23 protein-coding genes, 1 tRNA gene and 2 riboswitches are annotated in these 23,748 nt (G+C 39.9%); of the genes, 22 read left to right on the top strand and 2 right to left on the bottom strand.

Annotation, left to right across the window (positions count from 1 at the left end):
- Positions 1–133: 133 nt before the first annotated feature.
- From JOD18_RS05010 to JOD18_RS04995, 4 genes are all read left to right on the top strand, one after another.
- Positions 134–487 carry a YojF family protein gene (locus tag JOD18_RS05010; RefSeq protein WP_204667843.1) on the top strand — a complete coding sequence of 118 codons (354 nt, stop codon included), beginning with the start codon at positions 134–136 and terminating at the stop codon, positions 485–487.
- 19 nt (positions 488–506) lie between these two features.
- A complete protein-coding gene (gene bshB2, locus JOD18_RS05005; protein ID WP_204667842.1) occupies positions 507–1,166 on the top strand; it encodes a bacillithiol biosynthesis deacetylase BshB2 in 660 nt (219 codons plus the stop codon).
- Positions 1,167–1,450: 284 nt separating this feature from the next.
- Positions 1,451–1,648: a PspC domain-containing protein gene (locus JOD18_RS05000; RefSeq protein WP_204667841.1), complete on the top strand. Its 198-nt coding sequence runs from the start codon at positions 1,451–1,453 to the stop codon at positions 1,646–1,648.
- On the top strand, positions 1,648–1,992 hold the full coding sequence (locus JOD18_RS04995; RefSeq protein ID WP_204667840.1) for a phage holin family protein: 345 nt from the start codon (positions 1,648–1,650) through the stop codon (positions 1,990–1,992). Before JOD18_RS05000 ends, JOD18_RS04995 begins: the two co-directional genes overlap by 1 nt.
- A gap of 300 nt (positions 1,993–2,292) precedes the next feature.
- Here JOD18_RS04995 and JOD18_RS04990 read toward each other — a convergent pair whose 3' ends face one another.
- Positions 2,293–3,606: a solute carrier family 23 protein gene (locus tag JOD18_RS04990; protein ID WP_204667839.1), complete on the bottom strand. Its 1,314-nt coding sequence runs from the start codon at positions 3,604–3,606 to the stop codon at positions 2,293–2,295.
- A 181-nt stretch (positions 3,607–3,787) separates the two neighbouring features.
- On the opposite strand from JOD18_RS04990, the gene JOD18_RS04985 reads away from it, so the two are divergent.
- From JOD18_RS04985 to JOD18_RS04935, 11 genes are all read left to right on the top strand, one after another.
- Positions 3,788–4,768 (top strand): aromatic ring-hydroxylating dioxygenase subunit alpha, encoded by a 981-nt coding sequence (locus tag JOD18_RS04985; protein WP_204667838.1) that lies wholly within the window; start codon positions 3,788–3,790, stop codon positions 4,766–4,768.
- 1,019 nt (positions 4,769–5,787) lie between these two features.
- The gene (gene hprK, locus JOD18_RS04980; protein WP_204667837.1) at positions 5,788–6,753 is read left to right on the top strand and encodes an HPr(Ser) kinase/phosphatase; all 966 of its coding nucleotides are present in this window, start codon (positions 5,788–5,790) and stop codon (positions 6,751–6,753) included.
- Positions 6,754–6,774: 21 nt separating this feature from the next.
- Positions 6,775–7,635 carry a prolipoprotein diacylglyceryl transferase gene (gene lgt, locus JOD18_RS04975; RefSeq protein WP_204667836.1) on the top strand — a complete coding sequence of 287 codons (861 nt, stop codon included), beginning with the start codon at positions 6,775–6,777 and terminating at the stop codon, positions 7,633–7,635.
- A gap of 101 nt (positions 7,636–7,736) precedes the next feature.
- The gene (gene ppaX / locus JOD18_RS04970; RefSeq protein ID WP_204667835.1) at positions 7,737–8,378 is read left to right on the top strand and encodes a pyrophosphatase PpaX; all 642 of its coding nucleotides are present in this window, start codon (positions 7,737–7,739) and stop codon (positions 8,376–8,378) included.
- A 2-nt stretch (positions 8,379–8,380) separates the two neighbouring features.
- Entirely contained in the window at positions 8,381–8,908 is a 528-nt protein-coding gene (locus JOD18_RS04965) for an acyltransferase (RefSeq protein ID WP_204667834.1), read from the top strand.
- Between the two features lie 363 nt (positions 8,909–9,271).
- Positions 9,272–10,276, top strand: coding sequence for a tetratricopeptide repeat protein (locus tag JOD18_RS04960; RefSeq protein WP_204667833.1), 1,005 nt, complete (start codon positions 9,272–9,274; stop codon positions 10,274–10,276).
- Between the two features lie 146 nt (positions 10,277–10,422).
- Complete coding sequence (gene trxB / locus JOD18_RS04955) at positions 10,423–11,373, top strand: thioredoxin-disulfide reductase (protein WP_204667832.1); 951 nt, start codon at positions 10,423–10,425, stop codon at positions 11,371–11,373.
- 292 nt (positions 11,374–11,665) lie between these two features.
- Positions 11,666–12,547 carry an RNase adapter RapZ gene (gene rapZ / locus JOD18_RS04950; RefSeq protein WP_204667831.1) on the top strand — a complete coding sequence of 294 codons (882 nt, stop codon included), beginning with the start codon at positions 11,666–11,668 and terminating at the stop codon, positions 12,545–12,547.
- Positions 12,548–12,549: 2 nt separating this feature from the next.
- On the top strand, positions 12,550–13,506 hold the full coding sequence (locus JOD18_RS04945; RefSeq protein WP_204667830.1) for a gluconeogenesis factor YvcK family protein: 957 nt from the start codon (positions 12,550–12,552) through the stop codon (positions 13,504–13,506).
- Positions 13,507–13,525: 19 nt separating this feature from the next.
- Positions 13,526–14,473, top strand: coding sequence for a DNA-binding protein WhiA (whiA, locus tag JOD18_RS04940; protein WP_204667829.1), 948 nt, complete (start codon positions 13,526–13,528; stop codon positions 14,471–14,473).
- 134 nt (positions 14,474–14,607) lie between these two features.
- Entirely contained in the window at positions 14,608–14,862 is a 255-nt protein-coding gene (locus JOD18_RS04935) for an HPr family phosphocarrier protein (RefSeq protein ID WP_204667828.1), read from the top strand.
- A 399-nt stretch (positions 14,863–15,261) separates the two neighbouring features.
- Here the strand turns inward: JOD18_RS04935 and clpP are convergent, their stop codons facing one another.
- Entirely contained in the window at positions 15,262–15,858 is a 597-nt protein-coding gene (gene clpP, locus JOD18_RS04930) for an ATP-dependent Clp endopeptidase proteolytic subunit ClpP (RefSeq protein ID WP_204667827.1), read from the bottom strand.
- Between the two features lie 335 nt (positions 15,859–16,193).
- On the opposite strand from clpP, the gene JOD18_RS04925 reads away from it, so the two are divergent.
- The 7 genes from JOD18_RS04925 (at position 16,194) to JOD18_RS04895 (ending at position 23,732) form a co-directional block, all read left to right on the top strand.
- Positions 16,194–16,266: transfer RNA gene (locus JOD18_RS04925), tRNA-Arg, on the top strand.
- Between the two features lie 152 nt (positions 16,267–16,418).
- Positions 16,419–17,447 (top strand): hypothetical protein, encoded by a 1,029-nt coding sequence (locus tag JOD18_RS04920; RefSeq protein ID WP_204667826.1) that lies wholly within the window; start codon positions 16,419–16,421, stop codon positions 17,445–17,447.
- 221 nt (positions 17,448–17,668) lie between these two features.
- Positions 17,669–17,772: riboswitch (SAM riboswitch) on the top strand.
- Between the two features lie 157 nt (positions 17,773–17,929).
- Entirely contained in the window at positions 17,930–19,723 is a 1,794-nt protein-coding gene (locus JOD18_RS04915) for a PLP-dependent aspartate aminotransferase family protein (protein WP_204667825.1), read from the top strand.
- Between the two features lie 166 nt (positions 19,724–19,889).
- Positions 19,890–19,997: riboswitch (SAM riboswitch) on the top strand.
- 128 nt (positions 19,998–20,125) lie between these two features.
- Positions 20,126–21,040, top strand: a complete 915-nt coding sequence (locus tag JOD18_RS04910) for an alpha-hydroxy-acid oxidizing protein (protein WP_204667824.1) — start codon at positions 20,126–20,128, stop codon at positions 21,038–21,040.
- A 194-nt stretch (positions 21,041–21,234) separates the two neighbouring features.
- Positions 21,235–22,197, top strand: coding sequence for an L-lactate dehydrogenase (locus tag JOD18_RS04905; protein ID WP_204667823.1), 963 nt, complete (start codon positions 21,235–21,237; stop codon positions 22,195–22,197).
- 141 nt (positions 22,198–22,338) lie between these two features.
- Positions 22,339–22,593 carry a glutaredoxin family protein gene (locus tag JOD18_RS04900; protein WP_204667822.1) on the top strand — a complete coding sequence of 85 codons (255 nt, stop codon included), beginning with the start codon at positions 22,339–22,341 and terminating at the stop codon, positions 22,591–22,593.
- A gap of 119 nt (positions 22,594–22,712) precedes the next feature.
- Positions 22,713–23,732, top strand: a complete 1,020-nt coding sequence (locus JOD18_RS04895) for a sugar-binding transcriptional regulator (RefSeq protein WP_204667821.1) — start codon at positions 22,713–22,715, stop codon at positions 23,730–23,732.
- The last annotated feature ends 16 nt before the right edge of the window (positions 23,733–23,748 follow it).

Raw genomic sequence — 23,748 nt, 5'->3', positions numbered from 1 at the left:
TCTCTATTCTTAAATTCCTTTTCGTAAGAACTTCTGGGCGCTCTATGCTAAAATAATAAGGTAAGACTTTCAAATAAGAGATTAGTGATATTTATAATCAATTAATTTACTAATAGGGAGGTAATGATCAGCTATGCAACCAATTGAAATAGATCAATTACAGCAGTATATTGATGCATTTGCAAATAAAGAGGTGTATATCCATTTGGAGACAACCAATGGGGCATATGCCAGCCATTTTAATAAAGACGCATATAACGCTGGGGCATTTATTCGTAATGCACAAGTAACATATCAACGAGGAAAAATTGTTGGTGCCGGTTCTACATATCGTGTTGGATTAAAGTTGGAGATCGGCTGGATTTATGCAGAAGGTGTAAGTCAATATGAATTAGATAAAAACAATCGTTTACTAATGGCAGGTCATGATCGAGAAGGCAGATTAATGGTGGCACTGCAAATTAGTGAAACTCCGTTTAAATATTAAGGAAAAGGGAGGAACTAATATGGGAGAACATGTAGTTGTTATTTATCCGCATCCAGATGACGAAGCCTTTGGAGCGGCAGGAACTATTACCACATTTCGCGAAAAAGGAATACCAGTAACTTACTTGTGTGGAACCTTAGGGGAAATGGGACGGAACATGGGAAATCCCACGTTTGCTACCAGAGAGACTCTGCCAGAAATTCGCAAGGCAGAATTGATCAAGGCATGTGAGGTATTAGATATCCACCTAGAGATGCTAGGTTACCGCGATAAAACAATAGAGTTTGAGTCTACTGAAGATGTAGCGGCTCACCTATTTCAGTTTTTGAACGAAATAAAACCATCTTTAGTAATAACACATTATCCAGGCCATGCGGTGCATCCTGATCATAATGCTTTTGGGGCGGCAGCTATTAGAGCTGTTGAAATGTTCCCTGCGGCAGAACGGCCAACTGTATGGGCACAGGCTATCAGCAATACACACGTAGAAGAACTAGGCGGACCTGATATCGAAAATGATGTATCAGATCGGATTTCCAAAAAGTTAGAGACCATTATGGCCCATAAATCCCAGGCGGATGGAATGTTAAAATCTGTTAAAGAAGAAGCCGATGATATTGAACTTGCCACCAAACAATGGTTAGGTGTGGAATCTTTTTACACATGGGAATTTAACTAATCCCTTCTTCTGGTTTAGAAGTGTCCCATCTAGGGAATAATAAAGTGAAGCTTCATTCAATGGATTTTTTCATCCCTACTGACCGCTAGCTGAAACAAATGGACGTTACTGGCCGTTGGATCTCCCACTTAACATGATGTGTTCCTTTCTTGAGTGGGGGTCTTACAGCCAGTTACACCACGATAAAAGAAGAATGTCCTCAGTGGTAAGGCTTGATCTTCCACTGAGGGGTAGCAAAATCTGGTACCATGATCAAATATAGGACAGTTATAGGAGGGATATATGTGTCGAGAAGATTATATCGATCATCAACGAATCGGATGTTGGGTGGTGTTCTTGGTGGAATCGCAGAGGCGAGTAATTTAGACGCAACCGTATTGCGTTTAATATATGTCGTATTGTTGATTTTTACAGCTGGCATCCCACTAACGCTTTTATATATTGCTGCCTTGATTATCATCCCTAAAGAGGGTGAATACTAATGGGGCGTTTACTTGTATCGTTAGTACTGAATGCCCTAGTATTGATGTTGCTGGATTATTTGTTTGCTGGCTTTTTTATTGATGGTTTTTGGATCGCATTATTAGCCAGTGTCATTTTGTCGGTACTTAATATGATTGTCAAACCGATTTTGGTAGTCCTTACATTACCTATTACCATCGTGACTTTAGGGTTATTCTTATTAGTCATCAATGCTGTTACACTATGGTTAACACAAATTATCTTAGGCAGCTATTTTGTGATCGAAGGTTTCGGTATAGCGATAATTTCAGCTATCATCATTTCTATCTTGAATACATTTATCAATAGCCTTACCAAGGCATAAACCGTTATGGATTTATAGCGGTTTTTTTATGAGCAAAGAAGACATATATTTTGGCATATATTTTGTATAGTATCAGCAAAACGAATTTTTTCTAATGCAAAAAATTGTTCGAAGATTAAATAGCAGATGGATAAAAATTGTTGAAAACAAAAAATCAGGGACAGATCTAAGGCGAGATCTGTTCCCTGTATGCTGAGTGAATGATACTTTTTATGTGCGATGCTCTATCAGATTGCTTTCCGACTGTAAAGCCTTATCTCTAAGCTAAAAAAGCTCGTGTGCTTCCCCCCTTTTTGTAACTTATGGATTCTTGGCTAGCGCTTTAGGAAGCAATAGATTTAATAATACAGTAGCTATCGCACCAACAGCAGCACCAGATGATAAGATATAGCCGATAAAGTCTGGTGTGGCTTCGATTGCTTCAGCTGGAAGAATAACTGTAGCAATCGTTAATAAGATGGGAATCCCGATAATAAGCATATTGCGGTCATCAATAAACAATGGCTGAATAACCTTCATTCCATTTGTCACAACTGCTACACAAACGATACCAAATACCCCATTAATAACTGGTTCCGGAATACAGGTAATGGCTGTTGATAATTTTGGAACTAATCCTAGTGCAATCAGGATAAACCCGCCAGCCATTATCGCCATTCTGCTGGCAACCCCGGTGATCGCTAGTAATCCTGCATTGGAAGAATAACCAGTCATCGGTGTGCTGCCAAAAAGAGAGCTGGCAAAACATCCTAATCCTTCACCAAATGAAGCTCGATTTAAACGTTTTTCATCTAATTTTTCTCCAGTAACAGAGGAAACGACAAACCAAGTACCGGTTGTTTCAATAAGAATAATAAAATAAACAAACACCATTGTTAAGATTGCACTAATATCAAAGATTGGTGCTCCGAATGGAAAGAATTTCGGTAAAGAGAACCATGCAGCGTCTTTTACAGGCGAAAAGTCTACCTGCCCAAAGAAGCTGGCAACTACCGTTCCTACAAAGATAGCAATCAAAACAGACACGATTCGAACCACAGTACCAAAACGAGTCTGATTTCTGCCTAGCATAATACAAATCATCAGAACGCCTGCTGTGACACCTGCAATCAAGATGTTATGCCAGATGTTACCTGGTGATTGATAGATATTGTTCATCCCGATTGGCATAAGCGAGATGCCGACAATAATAATTACTGTTCCACCCACCAGCGGCGGGATGATTTTTTGTACGACTTTCGCAAACCATTTCAGTGGAATACCGATTAAAGCTACAATAATAGCACCTGGAATCAAGCTTCCGGCAATAGCTCCCAAACCTAACTTGCTTCCGATCGCTCCAATTGCCCCAATTGGTACATAAGATGGTCCTTGAACAACTGGGAGTCGAATACCAAAACCTGTTTGGATAATCGTTCCAATTCCAGTAGCGAGGAAACACATTTGAATAAAAAATGACATATTGGCTGTTGATAATGACAGAATACCTGCGATAATGATAGGTGCAATATACAGATCCATCGCCAGTACGTGCTGCAATCCCAGCAAGAGTGCCTTTCTTACACCAATTTTCTCATCTACCCCTACAACAATATTTGTTTTGTGGTCTTGCACAAGATAGCCCCCCCTAAAGTATCATAAATGATGATATTTATTATAGCGCTATTCTCTTAGATTTCAACAAAAAACGAATAAAAATACATTTTTTTTATAAAATGTTCGTATTGGGTTGAAGTTAAACTAATTCTGCCGTAAAATATGATTAAAAATACTCATGAAAGAAGGCTGTCTGTATATGCGATTAACAGAGAAGATTTTAGAAAATGACTGGATCGTAGCTTGTCCTGCTGAAGAGGTACAAGAGGAACCAATTCAGGTTGTTATTTTAAATGAACGGGTCGTTATTTTTCGAACAGATAATGGGGTACAAGCATTTAAGGACTTATGTATCCACCGAGGAGCAGCATTATCACTAGGAACAGTTAAAGATAATTGTTTAGTATGTCCATATCACGGCTGGAAATATGATGAAACAGGGGATTGTGTCGAAATTCCACAACTTCCGGAAGATCGGGCGATACCAACAAAGGCAAAGGCAATCAAGTATGCCTGTAAGGAAGCATATGGTTTGATTTGGGTAAACTTTAACAACAATGCTCCTGAACTATTTGATTATCCGGAATATGATGATCCAAATTATCGGAATATTGTTTGGGGAGGTCATGTTGTCGATGCCAAGCCGCCTCGGATTATTGAGAATTTCCTGGATGTAGGTCACTTAGCTGTGCTTCATGGTGGATATTTAGGAGATGAGGAACATACAGAAATACAGCCTTATAAGATGAATAATCAAGAGGATGGATCGATTTTTTCTGATGAGATTCCGATTTTTCAACCAGATCCTGATGGTTCAGGAGTGGCGAAAGATGTGTATTATACTTATGGTATTTATCGTCCATTAGCGGTTCGATTTACCAAGCGTGACCCAGACACAGACCATAAATTCACCATCCTATTATTAGTACGCCCAATTGATGAAAATTCTTCAATGGTTTATGGTATTATGTCGTTTAATTATGATAACCAGCAGACAGATCAGGAAACGAAAGACTTCCAAGATATTATCTTTATGCAGGATAAACCAATTGTAGAAAATCAAAAACCGGAGGATCTTCCACTAGATTTGCAAGTAGAATTATCCTTAATCAGTGACCGGGTTAGTATTGCCTATCGCCGCTATCTAACAGATAAGGGCTTCACTTTGGGAACAGCATAAATCAGCAGGGAAAGGCTAGTCTAGCAAAATAGACTAGTCTTTCTTGTAGGAGGATCAAAATCTATGCCCTAGCTTATAAGTAAATAAAGTGGATAATCAGCGGTTCCATAAAAAGTGTCTTGTTTTATAGAGGGATTTCGCTTTATTACTGAAAAAATCAGTAATCGACAGCAACATATAAGACAAGCAGTTAGGCACCGATAAGGCAGGTTATGTGAAGTGGCTATGATCACATATTGACCTTAAAGGGGTGCAAGAATCCGCTTCGGCCAACTACTGCGCTTTTCGACGTACAGGACGTCGCGACGTTAGCCTGTCATGGGGACGGCCTCAGCTAACTAAAAAGGAAAACCGCTTTTTTAGTGGATCTTCAGCTCGTCCTGTTCCTTGTCTGGCTACAAGTGTCAAAAACGTAACAACTTCCCGAAAGCACCCTACGATAAGTCATCATCGGTTCCTCCCCGTGATTCCTTTATCTCAGTTGCTTCGGTCCAGTTGTTACGTTTTTACCCGACACTTTCGCCTTTCCCATAGGAGTCTTCGTGGTTGGCCTGGGCTATCTTATAGTTCTACACTTTATGTAAGAAATAGACCTTATGATGGATATAGCTAAAAAACAGCTTTTCTGCTGTTTTATTACTTGATTACAAGCTCGTTTATGTGCCTAGAACTCTTGATACTAGCAGTTGTAATCATTGCAGCACTACTACCTAGCGCAGCCTATTTCCGAAGCGCTGTCAAGCGCAGACAAATGATCAAAATCACTACATTGAAAAGCTTGCCACTTCACATAACCTTCGTGAAGTAGCTCCTATTTTTACTTAGTTAAATGGTAAAGCTTCAAGCAAATTTCCTGTTTTTTCTTATATACATAGCAAAAGGGGAGTGGTGTTTCCTCACAGGATATGATTTCCTTCCCCTTTTTCAAAGAAAGTTATGGAATCATTGTGCAAAAGTGCTACAATAGGGGTAAAGCATTTTAAACAGAGTGTTAGTGTGTTAAAAAGGGGGATATTATCATGCCGAAAGTACGTACACAGGATCTATTGGATCGTTTTCAGCTCGAGTTAATTGCTGGTTCGGAAGGAGTGCATCGCGAGATATTTATGAGCGAGGTTGCCCGTCCAGGTATTGAATTGACTGGCTATTTTAAATATTATCCAAAAGATAGACTGCAGCTGTTTGGAAAAACGGAATTGTCGTTTTTTGAAGAATTATCACCAGAAGAGAAAAAAGACCGCTCCTATCGTTTATGTACCGATATTACACCAGGAATTGTCGTCACAAGAAATATGGAAATTCCTGAAGAATTGGTAGAGGCTTGTGAACAATCAGGTGTGCCTTTATTGCGTTCACGTTATAAAACTTCTCGGGTAATCAGCCGGATCACTAATTTTCTTGAGGCCAAATTTGCACCTTTTACTGCTATCCATGGCGTGCTTGTTGATATCTATGGCGTAGGTGTTATTATAACAGGGCAAAGTGGTGTAGGTAAAAGTGAAACGGCCCTGGAATTAGTGAAGCGGGGCCATCGCTTAGTTGCTGATGACAGTGTAGAAATTCGTCAAGAGGATTATGACCGTTTGATTGGTTCCTCACCTCCATTAATCGAGCACTTATTAGAAATTCGTGGTTTGGGTATTATTAATGTAATGACACTTTTTGGAGCGGGTTCGGTGCGATCCCATAAAAAGATTTCATTAGTTATTAATCTCGAAACATGGGATGCAAAGAAACAATACGACCGCCTAGGTTTGGAAGAAGAAACAATGAAAATTATTGATGTAGATGTTCCGAAGGCGACACTTCCTGTTCGACCTGGACGTAACTTGGCTGTTATTATAGAAGTAGCAGCTATGAATTTCCGCTTGAAACAGATGGGAGTCAATGCAGCGGAAGAATTTTCACACAGATTAACACAAATGATCCAAAAAGGTGGAACAGAAGAAGACGACGAATTAAGCATGAAGTTGGATTCGGAGTAAACAGATCGGAGGAAATGAATCTTGGCATGTGAGGCACCTGCACTAAACCCTGTCTTTCTGCAGCTCGGTCCTTTGTCGATATACTGGTATGGTGTGATTATTGCCTTCGGTGTATTCCTGGCATTGTGGATGGCCACAAGAGAATCAGAACGATTAGGATTGAAAAAGGATTATATGGTAGATTTGCTCATGTTTGCAATCCCGGCAGCTATTATTTTTGCGCGAATTTACTATGTTGTATTTGAATGGGACCGATATGTTGGCGGTCCTTGGTGGAAATGGTTTGCGGTATGGGAAGGCGGTATTGCGATACACGGCGCATTGATTGGTTCCGTGCTAACAGCAATCATCTATACGCGCATCAAAAAGTTATCATTTTGGCAGATCGCAGATATTGCAGCTCCAAGTCTGCTTGTTGGACAAGCGATTGGCCGCTGGGGTAACTTTATGAATCAGGAGGCACATGGCGGCCCCATTTCAGAGACAACCTATCAAAATTTCCATCAGTACTTACCTGATTTTATTATGAATCAAATGTGTATTGATGGGACCATGTACCATCCGACGTTCCTATATGAGTCGGTTTGGAATATTCTTGGAGTGGTATTGTTATTGATTTTGCGACGTAAGTCAATCCGCAGAGGAGAATTATTCCTCAGCTATGTGATCTGGTATTCGATTGGACGATTCTTTATTGAAGGGATGCGGACAGACAGCTTATATGTAAGCACTGCGTTTGACCTTCGGGCAGCACAGTTACTTTCCATCCTATTGATAGCTGGATCCGTACTTCTGATACTATACCGCCGCAATAAAGGACTGGCAGATCGCACCTACCAAGGAAACCGTATCAAAAATGCTGCGAAAAAGAAGAAGAAATGATCGACAGTCGAAGAGAGGGGATCATTCCCCTCTTTTTCGCACGTTACAATGGGATTGATTCTAATCCCTGATAAGTTTTGCAGAAAGCAGGAGGTTATTGGATGAAGTTAGAAACACTATTATTTGATTTAGATGGAACACTAATTAATACTAATGAGTTGATTATTGCCTCTTTTACCCATACATTAGAACAGCATGGCGATCGACCATATACAAGGGAAGAGATCATTCAATTTATTGGCCCGCCATTGATAGAAAGCATGGAAAAAATCAATCCCGACAAAAAAGATGTTCTGATGCAAACCTATCGTGAGCATAATTTGGCTAATCATAAGGAATATGTCGAAGCATATCCGACTGTATTGGAAACCATGAAACGTCTAAAAGAGGCAGGCTGTAAGCTAGGTGTTGTTACAACGAAGCTGCATGATACTGCTCAATTAGGATTAGAGATGACAGGGCTTGCCCCGTATTTCGATGTGTTAATTGGGCTGGATGATATTGAGCATGCCAAACCGCATCCAGAACCAGTGTTGAAAGCGATGGACCAACTACAAGCAAATCCGATGACTACTATCATGGTAGGGGATAATTATCATGATATTGAGGCGGGACATAATGCCGGTGTGCAGACCGCTGGAGTAGGATGGGCGATTAAAGGAAAAGAGACACTAAAACAATATGATCCTGATTATATACTAGATGAGATGTATGATTTATTAGCAATTGCTGGAGTGGAATAGCCATGCGGAAAACCGATCGCTATCGTGTATATAATGGAAATAGTTTAAATCAGATATATAAGACGGTATCATTCTGGAAGGTCGCCAAGAATTTCGTGATCATTCAGATAGCAAGATATACACCATTTCTCCCTGTGAAAAATTGGTTATATCGCACTTTTTTGCGTATGGAAGTAGGAAAGCAGACGGCTTTTGCCCTTATGGTGATGCCAGATACGATGTTTCCAGAGAAAATCCACGTCGGTACAAATACAGTGATTGGCTATAATACCACTATTTTAGCACATGAATATTTGATTGAAGAATATCGCTTAGGAGACGTTTACATCGGCGACCATGTGATGATTGGAGCGAACAGCACCATATTACCAGGGGTGACGATAGGTGATAGAGCTGTTGTTGCCGCAGGTACCGTTGTCTATCAAGATGTTGAACCAGGCACCTTTGTTGCAGGCAATCCTATGAAGCTGATTTATACAAAGGAACAGATGGCACAACGTCGAAGCGAAGATACTTTTTTTCAAAAGTAAGCTGATTGATAAGAAGAGGACATTGCTGATACGTAGCATTTACCTCTTCTTTTGCATGTTATATGTGTAAGAGGCGATATTGCAGGGATTCCCCAAACAGCTGTAAGTCACATATATTTATTAGAGGGTGTTCTTTCCGTGTTTGCTGTGGGGGTGCCAATTTCCAACCTTTTCATAGGTAGTAGTGTTTGTCAAAACGTATTGGTTTTGAACACATACTATTAGCAAGTTTATCATGCTTTAATAAGGAAAATAGGTCTTTCAATAACTGTAAATTATGTTATAATGCATTAGTCATTGCATTTTATCGTAGGAGGTAGCGTATACCTCTGTTTTTCATCAATGAGGGGAGGCGAATCAAGCATGTCTAAGTTATATCCAGTAAAAGGTAATCTGATACCATTCATTCCTGAAGGGGAATTTTATTTTTCTAAAGGTGTAGAAGCCTATCAAAAGCGTAAATTCGACCTCTCTTTAAAATGGTTTCAAAAGGCAATGGAAAGACAGCCAAATGATCCATTATATATCTGCCAAGCTTCGATTGTTCATACCGAAATGGGGGCTTACCATCTTGCCAATCAGCTGTTAAATAAGGTATTATCACAATATGGCGAACGTTATATCGACTGTTACTATTTGTTAGCAAACAATTATGCTCATTTAGGGCTTTTACAAGATGCGGCAAAATATGCAGCATTATATTTGGAGAAAGCCTCAGATGATGAATTCAAAGAAGAAGCAGAAGAACTTCTTCAGTTATTGGATTTTACAGAGGAAGAGGATGAGGCAGAAGACTGGCTGTTAGAAGAAGAGGACGACCTTCTGATGTATCAGGAGACGGCTTTTTATCATTTAGAACGGGAAGAATGGCAAGATGCTATTTCTGTTTTAGAAGAAATGATTATCTTATTTCCCGATTTTTCACAGGCTCGACATGAATACTACTATGCCTTATTCTTCGCGGGGGAACAAGACGAGGCGGTTGCGATGGAAGAAAAACATTTGCTAGATCATCCCAATGCCTTATTCAGTATGATGAATTTGGCTGTATTTTATTATTATAGTGATGATCAGAGTAAACTGGCACCGTTCGTCCTATGGCTGGATAATATTTATCCCATTCATGAACAACAGAAACTAAGGATGGCTGTTACTTTTTGTCACCTAGGTCTTTATTCAAAGGCATTACGAAGATTTCAATTACTGCATAAATCGAAGGTAAAAGGTCATCCTTCTTATTATAGATGGTATAGCAGATGTCAATATGAGATGGGAATGGAAACGATGGCTGAACGGTTATGGGAGGAAGGCTGCCGCCAGCATCAAGCTCTCATTGCCAAACGTCCGCCGTGGAAAAAGGATGATTGAGCAAAATAGTAGACCTTTTGCCCAATAGATATGATAATGAAGTGAGACTTCCATCAGTGGAGAATTTTCTTGCCTGCTGATGGTCAACAGAGTAGTATGTGAAGCAATGGGATAAAAGCCAAGAAGGCAAGGAAAGGATGACAAGGATGACAGAAGAAAGAATGTATGATGTTATTATTGCAGGGGCGGGGCCAGCTGGTATGACAGCAGCAGTTTATACGTCACGTGCCAATTTAGATACATTAATGCTAGAAAGAGGAATCCCAGGAGGACAGATGGCCAATACAGAGGATGTAGAAAACTATCCAGGTTATGAACACATCCTAGGACCAGACTTATCTAATAAGATGTTCAGTCACGCGAAAAAATTTGGCGCTGAATATGCATATGGTGATATTAAAGAAGTAATTGATCATGGCGAATACAAAACAGTTATTGCAGGTTCAAAGGAATATAAAACAAAGACATTGATTATTACTACGGGTGCGCAATTCAAAAAATTAGGCGTACCTGGAGAAGACGAACTGGGCGGTCGAGGTGTTTCTTACTGTGCTGTATGTGACGGTGCCTTCTTTAAGGAGAGAGAGCTAGTCGTTGTCGGCGGTGGAGACTCTGCGGTGGAAGAAGGTGTGTACTTGACACGTTTTGCCAGCAAGGTAACGATTATTCATCGCCGTGATGAATTACGTGCACAAAAAATATTACAAGACCGCGCCTTCAACAATGATAAGATCGATTTTATCTGGGATACAGTAGTTAAGTCTATTGATGAAAAAGATGGAAAAGTCGGCAGTGTGACATTGTATAATAAGAAAACAAAGGAAGAATATAAGAAAGAAATAGACGGTACATTTATCTATATTGGAATGGTGCCGCTAAGTGAGCCATTTAAATCTCTTGGCATAACAAATGAAGAAGGGTATATTCCGACAAATGAGAACATGGAAACGAGTGTACCTGGTGTCTTTGCTGCAGGAGATATCCGTGAGAAGGAATTACGTCAAATTGTTACAGCGACAGGTGATGGCAGTATTGCGGCGCAGGCGGCACAGGCCTATATTGAGAACTTGGAAGAAGCAGTACAAACACCAAGCTAGTCTTGTAATGATTTAGACATACAAAGTTACTTTAACTTAATCAGGCTGTAACACGAACGAAATATAAAAATGGTACTATGTAATTAACTAATTGACCCCCTTTTTAATAAATATAGAACTTGAACGGCATAGGTTTTCATACCTGTGCCAATTTTTTTTGTGGTAGAGCGGATTGAGACTGTGTATAATAGAAGTACAGGTTGTCTGAGAAGAGGGGATTCTTTTTAGGCACGCACATATACATGATAATACGGAAGTGGCGTATGAATAATAGAATGAGGAGTGTGCGTTTATGGGGAGACAATCAGAAGAGATACATTTAGTCGTTATTACCGGTATGTCTGGTGCTGGGAAGACAGTAGCCGTACAAAGTTTTGAAGATTTAGGCTACTATTGTGTGGATAATTTACCGCCAGCCCTATTACCGAAATTTCTAGAGTTGATGAAGGATGCTACCAATAATATTCAAAAAGTGGCTCTCGTGATGGATTTAAGAGGCAGGGAGTTTTTTGATACATTATTTGAAGCACTGGATTCACTAGGGCAAGAAGAATGGTTAGATGATCAAATTCTGTTCCTTGACGCCGACGATAATGTCCTCGTATCACGCTATAAGGAATCACGAAGGTCACACCCCTTAGCACAAGATGGGTTGCCTCTGGAAGGCATTCATGCCGAACGAAAGATTTTAAGTGAACTTCGCGGGCGTTCTCAGCATATTATTAACACATCTGAACTAAAGCCGAAACAGTTACGAGAGGAAATTGTCCAACGCTATAGTCAGAAGGATCAGGAGATATTCTCCGTTCATACGCTGTCCTTTGGTTTCAAATACGGCTTGCCAATTGATGCAGACTTAGTGTTCGATGTGCGTTTCTTACCTAATCCGCATTATATTGAACATATGCGGCCTTTAACTGGACTAACTCCAGAGGTATCTTCTTATGTGTTTAAATGGTCGGATACGCAGAAATTTCTGGAGAAAACTGTTGATTTATTGCAGTTTATGCTGCCACAGTACAAGCGAGAAGGAAAAAGCCAGCTCGTTATTGCGATAGGATGTACAGGAGGCCAACACCGTTCCGTGGCAATTGCTGAGTATATTGCGAAATATTTCCAAAAAAACTATGTCACTCATGTCAGCCATCGTGATATAGACAAACGGAAGGGATAATTATGACACAGATAAACAAGAAGAAAGTCGTCGTTATTGGTGGAGGTACAGGAATGCCTATTATCCTCCGTGGTTTGAAACAGCATCCGATTGATTTGTCTGCGATTGTTACTGTCGCTGATGATGGCGGCAGTTCCGGACGACTCCGAGATGAGCTGGAAATGCCTGCCCCTGGTGATATACGAAATGTAATTGCCGCACTATCAGATGTCGAACCCATGTTGTTGTATCTATTTCAACATCGTTTTACCAAAGGCAACAATCTATCAGGACATTCGATGGGGAACTTGTTATTGGCAGCTATGTCCTCTGTCACTGGTGATTTCTATACAGGTATTAAAGAAATTTCACGCGTATTGAATGTGAAAGGGAATATTTATCCGATTGCTAATCAAAGTATGTTCCTCCATGCCGAATATGAGGATGGCCATATCGTAGTTGGGGAATCTAATATTCCAAAAGAAAACCAGCGTATTAAACGTGTATTTCTTAAACCAAATCCTGTTTTACCTCTCCCAGAAGCAGTTGTCACCATTAGAGAAGCAGACTTAGTAGTGATTGCACCAGGAAGTTTGTATACTAGTATTCTGCCTAATTTAATTGTCCCGCAAATTGGCGAGGCCTTACGTGAAACAAAGGCAAAGGTGGTTTATGTGTGTAATGTAATGACCCAAGCTGGTGAGACCAATGGTTATACGGCTTCTGATCATGTGCAAGCCATTATGGATCATATAGGAGAAGGATGTATACAGTCCGTCATTGTCCATAATCAAACGATTGATCCATCCCTGCAATTAGTATATGCAGAGGAGAATGCTCAGCCTGTACGGTATGATTTAGAGCGATTAAGAGAAATGGGATTAGAAGTGATTGAAGAAGATATTGTGAAAGATCTGAATCGCTCCTTGCGTCATGATACGGACAAGGTGGCTAACGTATTGTGTTCGTTAATAGATTGACAAAGAGAGGGGGAGGACGTTGTCATTTGCAGCAGATATTAAGAAAGAGTTGACAAAGGTTGAAGCTGAGGCTTGCTGCCAGCAAGCGGAACTAGCCGCGTTGATTCGCATGAATGGTGCTATCTCTTTCTCTAGAAATCATTATTCATTAGATGTACAAACAGAAAATGCAGCGATTGCAAGACGGATTTATACTTTAATTAAATCGACTTATCAGCTCCCAGTTGAACTGTTGGTTCGTAAGAAAATGAAGTTGAAAAAAAACAATGTATATATTGTGCGGATGAATGAGGGAGTAAAGGGAATGCTTCAAGATTTGGAAATACTGAAGGAAACCCTTCAATTTATTCACGCCATTTCTGAAAAATATACAGAAAAAGAATGTTGTAAGAGAGCCTATTTACGAGGAGCCTTCTTGGCAGGCGGTTCTGTTAATAATCCGGAAACTTCGTCTTATCACCTAGAAATCTACAATTTTCATGAAGAGCACAACCAATCTTTATGTGCCCTGTTAAATACTTATGATTTACGTGCGCGAATCTTAGAGCGCAAGAAAGGCTATATTACTTATATTAAAGAAGCCGAGAAGATTACGGAATTCTTGAATTATATTGGTGCACACCAAGCCTTGTTTAAGTTTGAAGATGTCAGAATTGTTCGTGATATGCGTAATTCGGTGAATAGACTCGTTAATTGTGAAACAGCAAACTTAAATAAGACAATTGGTGCCGCATTTCGACAAGTAGAGAATATTCGTTATATTGATAATACAGTAGGCTTAGACGCATTGCCTGATAAATTAAAGGAGATTGCCCAGCTGCGTCTGGATCATCAAGATGTGTCATTAAAAGAGCTAGGTGAAATGGTATCTGGTGGTAAGATTAGCAAGTCTGGCATTAATCATCGCTTGAAAAAGATCGATCAATTTGCCGATCAATTACGTGGCGAGAAATTAATCATTAAATAATCGGCTTTTTTTATCGCGCTTCAGCAGGAGGCGAATATTCCCTGCTGTTACTTTATGTTAGGCAGCATGAGAGTCACACTTTCATGCTTTTAGGAATATAATAAAGTTATTGATCAACAGAGGAGGGGTAATGCATGATAGAAAAAGAAATAGTCATAGGAATTGAACCAGGCTTACAGGCACGTCCGGCAGCACAATTTGTTCAAATGGCAAATAACTATACATCTGAGATATACATTGATAAAGACGATAAGCGGGTAAATGCCAAAAGTATCATGGGATTGATGAGTTTGGTATTGTCCAAGGGAAGCACGATTAAGATTGTAGTAGATGGCAGTGATCAGGACGAGGCGTTAGCAGACTTAGTGAAATTTGTCGAGGCCAAGTAGTGTAAAAAAGTGGGATGACCATAGGGCTTTTAAATTGGTCACACCACTTTTTTATTTTGCAAGATATTCTGGAGAAATCATTTGTGCTTAATGGTAGCAAGCAGTAGTAATTAAGGTTACCTCATAAAGGCCAATGTTTATATTTTCCTACGCAAGAACAAAAGCGCAGAGCGCCCTTACAGGTTAAAATCGCGACATCATGTCGCGCAACACCTGCATTAGCACATTCTGTACGTCACAGCAACGTACGAAGCTGAGGGAAGTTGCGCTAGTTGCTGGGCGCTCGGAGCTAGATGTGGCTATTCGTTTGCAAATAGTTATCACAAGCGAGTATTTTATAATTTCCTAGACAATAAGAAAAAATGGTGCTGCAGCTAACTGCAACACCACTCTGTCATCTTAATTTAAGCTATCAGGCTTTTTCTCCATCACATGGTCAATTAAGCCATATTCTTTTGCCTCTGCAGCAGTTTTGAAATTGTCACGATCGGTATCTCTTTCAATAATTTCGATTGGCTGCCCCGTACGATCAGCAAGAATCTTATTTAATTTGTTGCGCATTTCAATAATACGATTAGCATGAATTTGAATGTCAGAAGCCTGACCCTGTGTACCGCCTAACGGCTGGTGAATCATCACTTCACTGTTTGGTAACGCATATCGTTTACCAGGTGCACCTGCTGTTAGTAAGAATGCCCCCATAGAAGCAGCCATACCGATACAGATAGTGGACACATCGGGTTTAATAAACTGCATGGTATCATAGATAGCCATACCAGCTGTAATCGAACCGCCAGGAGAGTTAATATACAATGAAATATCCTTATCTGGGTCTTCTGCTGTTAAGAACAGCATTTGGGCAACAATACTATTTGCTACATTGTCATCAATTCCGCTTCCTAACATAATGATTCGATCTTTTAGTAGACGAGAATATATGTCATACGCTCGCTCGCCACGATTCGTTTGTTCAATAACTGTTGGAATTAAATTCATAAAAAGATTCCTCCTTTAAACGCTAACTTATTTCGTCATTCTTTGTTGACTAATTCTATGATAACTCAATGGTCAAAAAAGGTCAAAAGTTTTGTTTGTTTTTTGCTTAAGAAAATTAATGATACTTCTCTTGCCAAAGTGCAAGATCCCTTTTTCTAATTTCATCCTACCCTGAAGTATATCATTTTAAACCTTGAACCAAACAAAATCTAGCTTCTTTCCTTATCCTAACATGCTTTCCTCGACAATTTTTAAGATTTTCTCACTGTTTAGCATATCGGGCTTGACATGTAGTCTATTTCAGCCGTATACTGTAGTAGTTCTTGTTTACATATGCGCTCGTAGCTCAGGGGATAGAGCAATGGTTTCCGGTACCATGTGTCGGGGGTTCGAATCCCTCCGAGCGCGCTAGTTTTAAATTATCTAATACATAGCATGCCTAATTCGTATCAATTGATGAGTGGGCATGCTTTTTTATCGGCCACAATACGTAAGCGTTGTAAATACGCTATTTCATGTTCGATAGGATAGACGAATATCATGAAAAGGGAGCTGATGAGATGCAAATAAAAGAGGCTATAGAAAAGGCAAGAAGCTGGGTACAGACAATCGCCCAAAAGGAAACTGGCTTTGTCGGGGCCTATCTGGCTGGATCGATTATACAAAAGTCTTTCGATGAAGTTTGGCCGATTCATTCCGATGTAGATATTATGATTGTTTCTTCCAATATACCTGAACTAAAAATCGGAAAATTTATGTATGACGGTGTTCTGTTAGAAGCAACTCATTTGGATAGTACTCTATTTTGTAATAAAGAAATGATATTAAGTGACTATCATCTTAGTTACAGCTTTGCCCATACTCTTTTTTTAGCCGATCCAGAAAATTCACTGACACCACTGCAGAAAGAAGTAGCAGAAGATTATCATAAGGAATATTGGATCCATAGACGTTGTCAGCAAATTAAAAATAAAATAAATTCCGGCCTCAGCTCTATTCCTGAAGAGAAGCCTTTCCATGAACAGGTAATGGGCTGGTTATTTCCAACCAGTGTACTTACGCATTTGTTTCTAACTGCTGCCTTGGAAAACCCCACCGTGCGCCGGCGTTATGAAGCAGTAGAAAAAGTTCTCGAGACATATCAGATGGAGGATGTTTATCAAGCACTGTTAAAAGAAATCAATGCTGTTTCTCTAAAGAAAAATGATGTGCAAATGAGTTTGCATGATTTGAGTGACACCTTTGACTTGGCTGCTGCCTATGCACAGACACCGATTTTCTTTTTATCCGATATTTCATTATCAGCAAAATCTATTTCTATCGAAGGTTGTCAAACGCTGATTGATAAAAATAAACATAGAGAAAGTATTTTTTGGATCATTGCAACCTATTGCCGGTGTCATATTATCTTGGCAACAGATGCTCCTGAGATTCATGCAGACAGATTACCTTATTTTAAGAAAACTTTAGCTCTGATTGGCATGTATACTAGTGAAGATCTGTTTAGAAAAGCAGAAAGTACGAAATCCAATCTTCCTTACTTCTGGGAAAAAACAGAGCAACTTATTTCTATAGTAACTAAAACTTGAGATATGGCGGTTAGCTGGAAGCAAATGGACTGGAGTAAACAGCTCCTCTTCGTTATTTTCAACAAAAACTCAACCGTTAAATGTAAACAATGTATCAAAGAATCGGAACAACATAATCAAGCCTTTGCCAGCTAGTAAAAAACAATTGACAAGCCATAGCCACCATGCTACAGTATTACATATCAAAAGTGAATGATGAGTAAAATACTCGGGATTAAGTATTCTTATCTAGAGAGGCGGAGGGACTGGCCCAATGATGCCCAGCAACCATTAAGTAATTACTTAAAAGGTGCTAATTCCTGCAGGGTATCCTGACAGATAAGTAGGAGACATGTGTGTAGTGTGATAACTAGAGCCTTCTTCTTATGGAGAAGGCTTCTTTTATACTCAATAATGATATAAGTAAAACAAAGGCTTTTGACAAGCTACGTTTTTCTAAAAATATAGTAAATAGCAGAGATTCATTTGGGGAGGATATAATCATGACAGATTTTAAACGAACAACGTATGATCCAGAAACGATTCATTTACATGGAGGACAGTCACCGGACCCAACTACAGGTTCTCGTGCGGTGCCAATCTATCAATCTACTTCGTATGTGTTTCATGACACAGAACATGCGGAGCGATTATTTGCGTTAGATGAACCTGGTAATATTTATTCCAGAATTGGTAATCCAACAGTAGATGTCTTTGAAAAGCGAATGGCGCTGCTGGAAGATGGAGTGGCAGCGGTTGCTACGGCGTCAGGAATGTCTGCTATTACCTTATCGATTTTAAACTTGGCAAGTGCTGGGGATGAAATAGTTGCTGGTGTTAACTTATACGGCGGGACTTATAATTTATTTAATGTCACGCTCCCGCGCTATGGCATTCAAGTAAAGTTTGTCGATCCAACTAATCCGGAGAACTTTAAAGCGGCCATTACAGAAAACACGAAGGCGGTTTATGGAGAGATTATAGGTAATCCTGGGCTGCAAGTTTTAGATGTAGAGCGTGTTTCAGAAATTGCGCATGAGGCAGGTATTCCATTAATTATTGATAATACCTTTGCTACACCATTTGGATGTAAGCCAATTACATTAGGGGCGGATGTAGTTGTGCACTCTGCAACAAAATGGATTGGCGGACATGGAACTTCAATTGGCGGTGTTATCGTTGACGGTGGTCGTTTTAACTGGAATTCCGAGAAATATCCATCTTTTACAGAACCTGACCCCAGCTATAATGGCATTCGTTATGCAATCGATTTTGGCACATTGGCGTTTATTACAAAAGTTCGTGTCCAATTATTAAGAGACTTTGGGGCTGCATTAAGTCCATTTAATGCTTTCCAGCTCCTGCAAGGTTTAGAGACACTGCATATTCGTGTAGAGCGACATAACCAAAATGCTTTAGAACTTGCTCAGCATTTGGAAGCACATGAAGCTGTGGAGTGGGTGCGCTATCCAGGACTAGTAAGTCATCCATCACACGAATTGGCCAAAAGAATTCTCAACAACGGGTTTGGCTCTATTATCGTATTCGGTATTAAAGGTGGGCGTGATGCAGGTCGTGAATTGATCAATAATGTGTCACTATGGTCTCATGTCGCTAATGTAGGGGATGCCAAATCTTTAATTATTCACCCGGGTTCCACCACACATCAGCAATTGACTAAAGAAGAATTAGAAAAAACAGGCGTATCTGAAGAGTTAGTCCGTTTATCAGTCGGGATAGAATCGATCCGGGATATTAGAAATGATCTGGATCAAGCACTATTCAAAGCAACAGGCATCGGATCAGAAGATACCAAACCAGTGGTCAATGATGAAGGTGTGATCAAGTGGGCATTGAACTCTCCTTATGAGCGTTATACAGAGAACGGTGAGGAGAAAACGAGACAAAAAACATTAGCTATCGTTGGTTTAAGTGGTAATGAGGCTCGCCCGAGTTATCGTTTAGCTAGAAAAATGCAGCGGTTAGGTTATAAGATTGTTCCAGTTAACCCAAGAGAAACAGAAATCCTTGGAGAAAAGGCATATCCGGATTTAAAAAGTGTTCCGGTTGATATTGATATTGTTCAAGTATTCCGAAGCCCAGAAGCGGCAATTGGGATTGCAGAGGAAGCAATTGAAGTAAATCCGAAAGTATTCTGGCTGCAAGAAGGCGTCGTTTCTCCAGAAGCAGAGCGTGTGGCATTGGAAGGCGGTTTACAAGTGGTGCATAACCGTTGTACGTACAAAGAAGCACAACGATTACGCGGAACTATTTCCACTTATGCATGTGAAATTTAAGTCATACAAAGGATATCTTTATCATAGACTGTATATGCAGGGCAAAATTTTCCCTGAAACGATTATGTGGACGGGAATGGTGCTTAAGATAGATATGTCTAGCGAAGTTTTCGATTGATAAAACAGGTCACACATCATAGAAAAAAACATTATACACAGAATTTAACTCTTATGAAGAGCGGTGGAGGGACTGGCCCAGTGAAACCCGGCAACCTTAAGTGTAAACCACTTAAAAGGTGCCAAATCCAGCAGACAGCAGTTTGAAAAATAAGAGGGATACCAAAAAGTCTCTCTTTCCCTTGAAGGAGAGACTTTTTGTATGGGAAAAGCTGCATCCCCACTATGCTAGTAGTAGGTGACTTCTCTTAACATATTTATCATTGAATGAGAGGAAGGATAGTATTGGCAAAAGTCATGACAAAAAGCAAGATAAGAAACAAACGGCAAATAGCTGAACAGCAGCTGACAGTAGAGGGAAAAAGGTATTTATCTGATATCTTGGAACGCAGAAGACAGCCGAGTGTCCTTCGATTATCAGATGAACAGGAACAGCATTTTAGGGTGTCTCCGTTATTGCTTGGGGCTGTCGGAGCTCAGACATATTTTCATCCTGATGGAGAGTGTGCCACTGCCCTAGCTGCCAAACAGCAAGAAGTTCCCTTTATCGTGAGTGCCTATTCCTCCTATAGTCTAGAGGAAATCCGTGATGCAGTACCTGATAGTGAATTATGGTTCCAAACTCATATTTTCAAGGATAAAGAATTAACAAGACATTTCCTCCAGCGTGCGGAATTAGCCGGCTATCAAGCTATTGTCCTGTCGGTTTCTAATGATATCATTTATCAAGATGCTGATCAATTAGAGAAGGGAGGAGCCAATTTTGTAGTGGATCCAATTTTCTTACAAAAACATGCGGAGAGCGCAAGAACCTTTCAAGAGAAAATTGCCGAGGAATACGATACTGGTAAGTTAACTTGGCATGATATTCAAGATCTAACTTCATTTACGACTTTGCCGGTATTTATCTATGGCGATTTGTCCATTGACGATATCCGTGCCGCCCTACAGCACCATATAGATGGGATTATTCTTACCAATGTGACGGAGCATAACCTCGATTTTTTAGAACGGATTAAAATGGTGATAGGGGAATCGATTCCGATTGTTCTTGAAATGGAAGTAGAAACAAATCAGGCTTGGAATCATTATCTGCAGCATGGTGCTACGGCTATATCTATTAAAGAAAATTACTTATATGGTTTAGCTGCCAGCGGGGCAGCCGGAGTAGAAGAAACCATTTATGAATTGTTTGTATAATGCCAATATGTTTTAGCAGACAGCACTTTTTGTGAAATATCTAGTTGTACTACGTATTTGGTTTATTCGTATAAAGCACTATGTAACCAAGGATGTACGCAAAAGTAATTTATCAATTCATCCATTAAGATAGTTTCCTCATTCTTGTAAAGTGAGATATAGTATAAGTAGAACAGATAGTGAGGGGGATAACAATGATTAAACTACAAACAAAATTAAGAAAAGTGGCCGTTATTGGAACAGGTTTTGTCGGAACTAGTTATGCTTATGCCCTTATGAATCAATCCCTTGTCAATGAGCTTGTTTTAATTGATTTAAATGAAGCAAAGGCAGATGGAGAAGCACGGGATCTCAATCATGGTATGCCATTTGTTGAGCCAGTGCGGATCAAAGCCGGCGGTTATCAGGAATGTGAAGATGCTGATTTAGTGGTAATCACAGCAGGTGCCAATCAAAAACCAGGTGAAACAAGGTTAGACTTAGCGGCTAAAAATGCCAGTATTTTCAAAGGGGTTGTCGAACAAGTCATGTCGCATCGTTTTAATGGCATTTTCCTGATTGCAACCAATCCAGTTGACATTCTTACACATGTCACTAGAAAAATATCCGGTTTGCCTAAACATCGTGTGATCGGCTCAGGAACAAGTCTGGATACCGCTAGATTCCAGTATCTATTAAGTGAACATCTGGCAATAGATCCACGAGACATTCATGCCTATATTATTGGCGAGCATGGTGATTCCTCATTGCCTGTTTGGAGTCAGGCACGGATAGGGGGAGTACCATTACAGACATATTTAAACATGGAAGATATTGATAATAACCAAGATATGATTGCAATCTATGAAGGGGCACGCGATGCGGCCTATGATATTATTCAGAGAAAAGGTGCTACTTATTATGGGATTGCCTTAGGGTTGGTGCGGTTAACGAAGGCCCTTTTCCAAAATGAAAATGCAATTATCCCTGTTTCTGCCCATTTAGAGGGAGAATATGGTTTACATGATATATGTATAGGTGTACCCGCTGTTCTAAATGAGCAGGGAGTGCGCGAGGTATTAACTTTGGAACTATCACCATCTGAACAACAAAAATTGCAGCACTCAGCAGAAATTATCCGAGAGATGACCCGGACAGCTATGACGGCTGTACGGTAATAAAAGGCGGTTTTCAGCCAGTGTAGGTTTCTGTCCCTCACACTATGCAGGCAAAAAAAGATAAGGACCAACAAGAGGCATGTCTGTTGAGAAGACTGTTTCTTGTTGGTTCTTCCTATAAAAGGAAGGAGGCAGCAAACGATGCGACTGCAACTATACGGTAAAGCTGTATGTGATTTGTGTCAGCAGGCTAAGACATTACTAGAGCTGTTACAGAATGATTATCGGTTCGACATAGAGGAGATAGATATCTATTCAGATGAGCAATTGTTGGAAAAGTACCATATAGCTATTCCAGTTTTAGAACATAATGGTATGATCATTGATAGCGGAATTATTGACCTAGAAACGGTGGAAAACTATCTAAAGAAGCAAAATAATATAGAAAATAGTTGAGCACTGTACACATTTTTGTTACAATTGGATCAAGGAAGTTATTTTTTTATCCTGGGTGGGACGGTATGTGACTGCGAGGGACAAATTTTTACCGGTAAAGCTAAAGGAGCGTTTCCGTTTTGAAGGAATTAATAGAAATTCAAGAAAAACTGTTTCCAGATTTACTCGATATCATGCAACGAAGATATAAAGTGTTGCAATACATACAATTGATGCAGCCGATTGGGCGGAGAAGTCTGGCTGATAATATCAAGCTGACAGAGCGAATTGTCCGCAGTGAAATTGACTTTTTGAATAAACATGGCTTTATCACGGTTACATCAAAAGGTATGCAAGTAACACTTGAAGGAGACTTTATGATTGAGAAATTGTCCTCTTTTATGGATCAAATTTCTGAATTTCGTGTTTTAGAAACACAAATTAAGGATAAATTACAATTGAAGCATGTCATTATTGTTGCAGGGAACAGTGATAACCAAGCAACCGTCAAGCAAGACCTAGGAAAGGCATGTGTACAATATTTAAGCAGTATATTAACTTCCGATCAAACAATTGCTGTTACAGGTGGTACAACGATGGCTGAGGTTGCGAATCAAATGACGCCATTAGCGCATGCTAAGAATTGTATGTTTGTACCGGCACGCGGCGGACTAGGTGAGCAAGTGGAAAATCAAGCCAATACAATCTGTGCCCAAATGGCTAAGAAAGTAAATGGTAATTACCGCATGCTGTATGTTCCAGATCCGTTGAGTGAAGAAACATATTATTCTATTATTGAAGAGCCGACCATCAAAGAAATTCTGGAATTGATTCACGATGCGAAGATTGTTATTCATGGTATCGGTGACGCAATGACGATGGCTAAACGGCGAAAAGCATCGGAACAGATTCTGACAAAATTGCAGCGAAATCAGGCGGTTAGTGAGGCGTTTGGTTTCTATTTAGACGAACAGGGACATGTGGTTCACAAGGCCAGAACTGTCGGTATGCAATTAGAAGACTTAGATCAGGCAGAATATGTTATAGCGGTTGCTGGAGGTTCATCAAAGGCAAAGGCAATCCAATCGTATTTTAAGCAAGGAAAGAGTAATATATTAATCACCGATGAAGCAGCAGCAAAACAGTTATTAAAGGGGTAAATCCCTTTAAGTATAA

This window comes from Gracilibacillus alcaliphilus (genome assembly GCF_016909015.1).
Classification (GTDB): Bacteria; Bacillota; Bacilli; order Bacillales; family Amphibacillaceae; genus Gracilibacillus; species Gracilibacillus alcaliphilus.
Note: the sequence above shows the minus strand (reverse complement) of the source record. Positions and strands in the feature narration are given on the sequence as shown.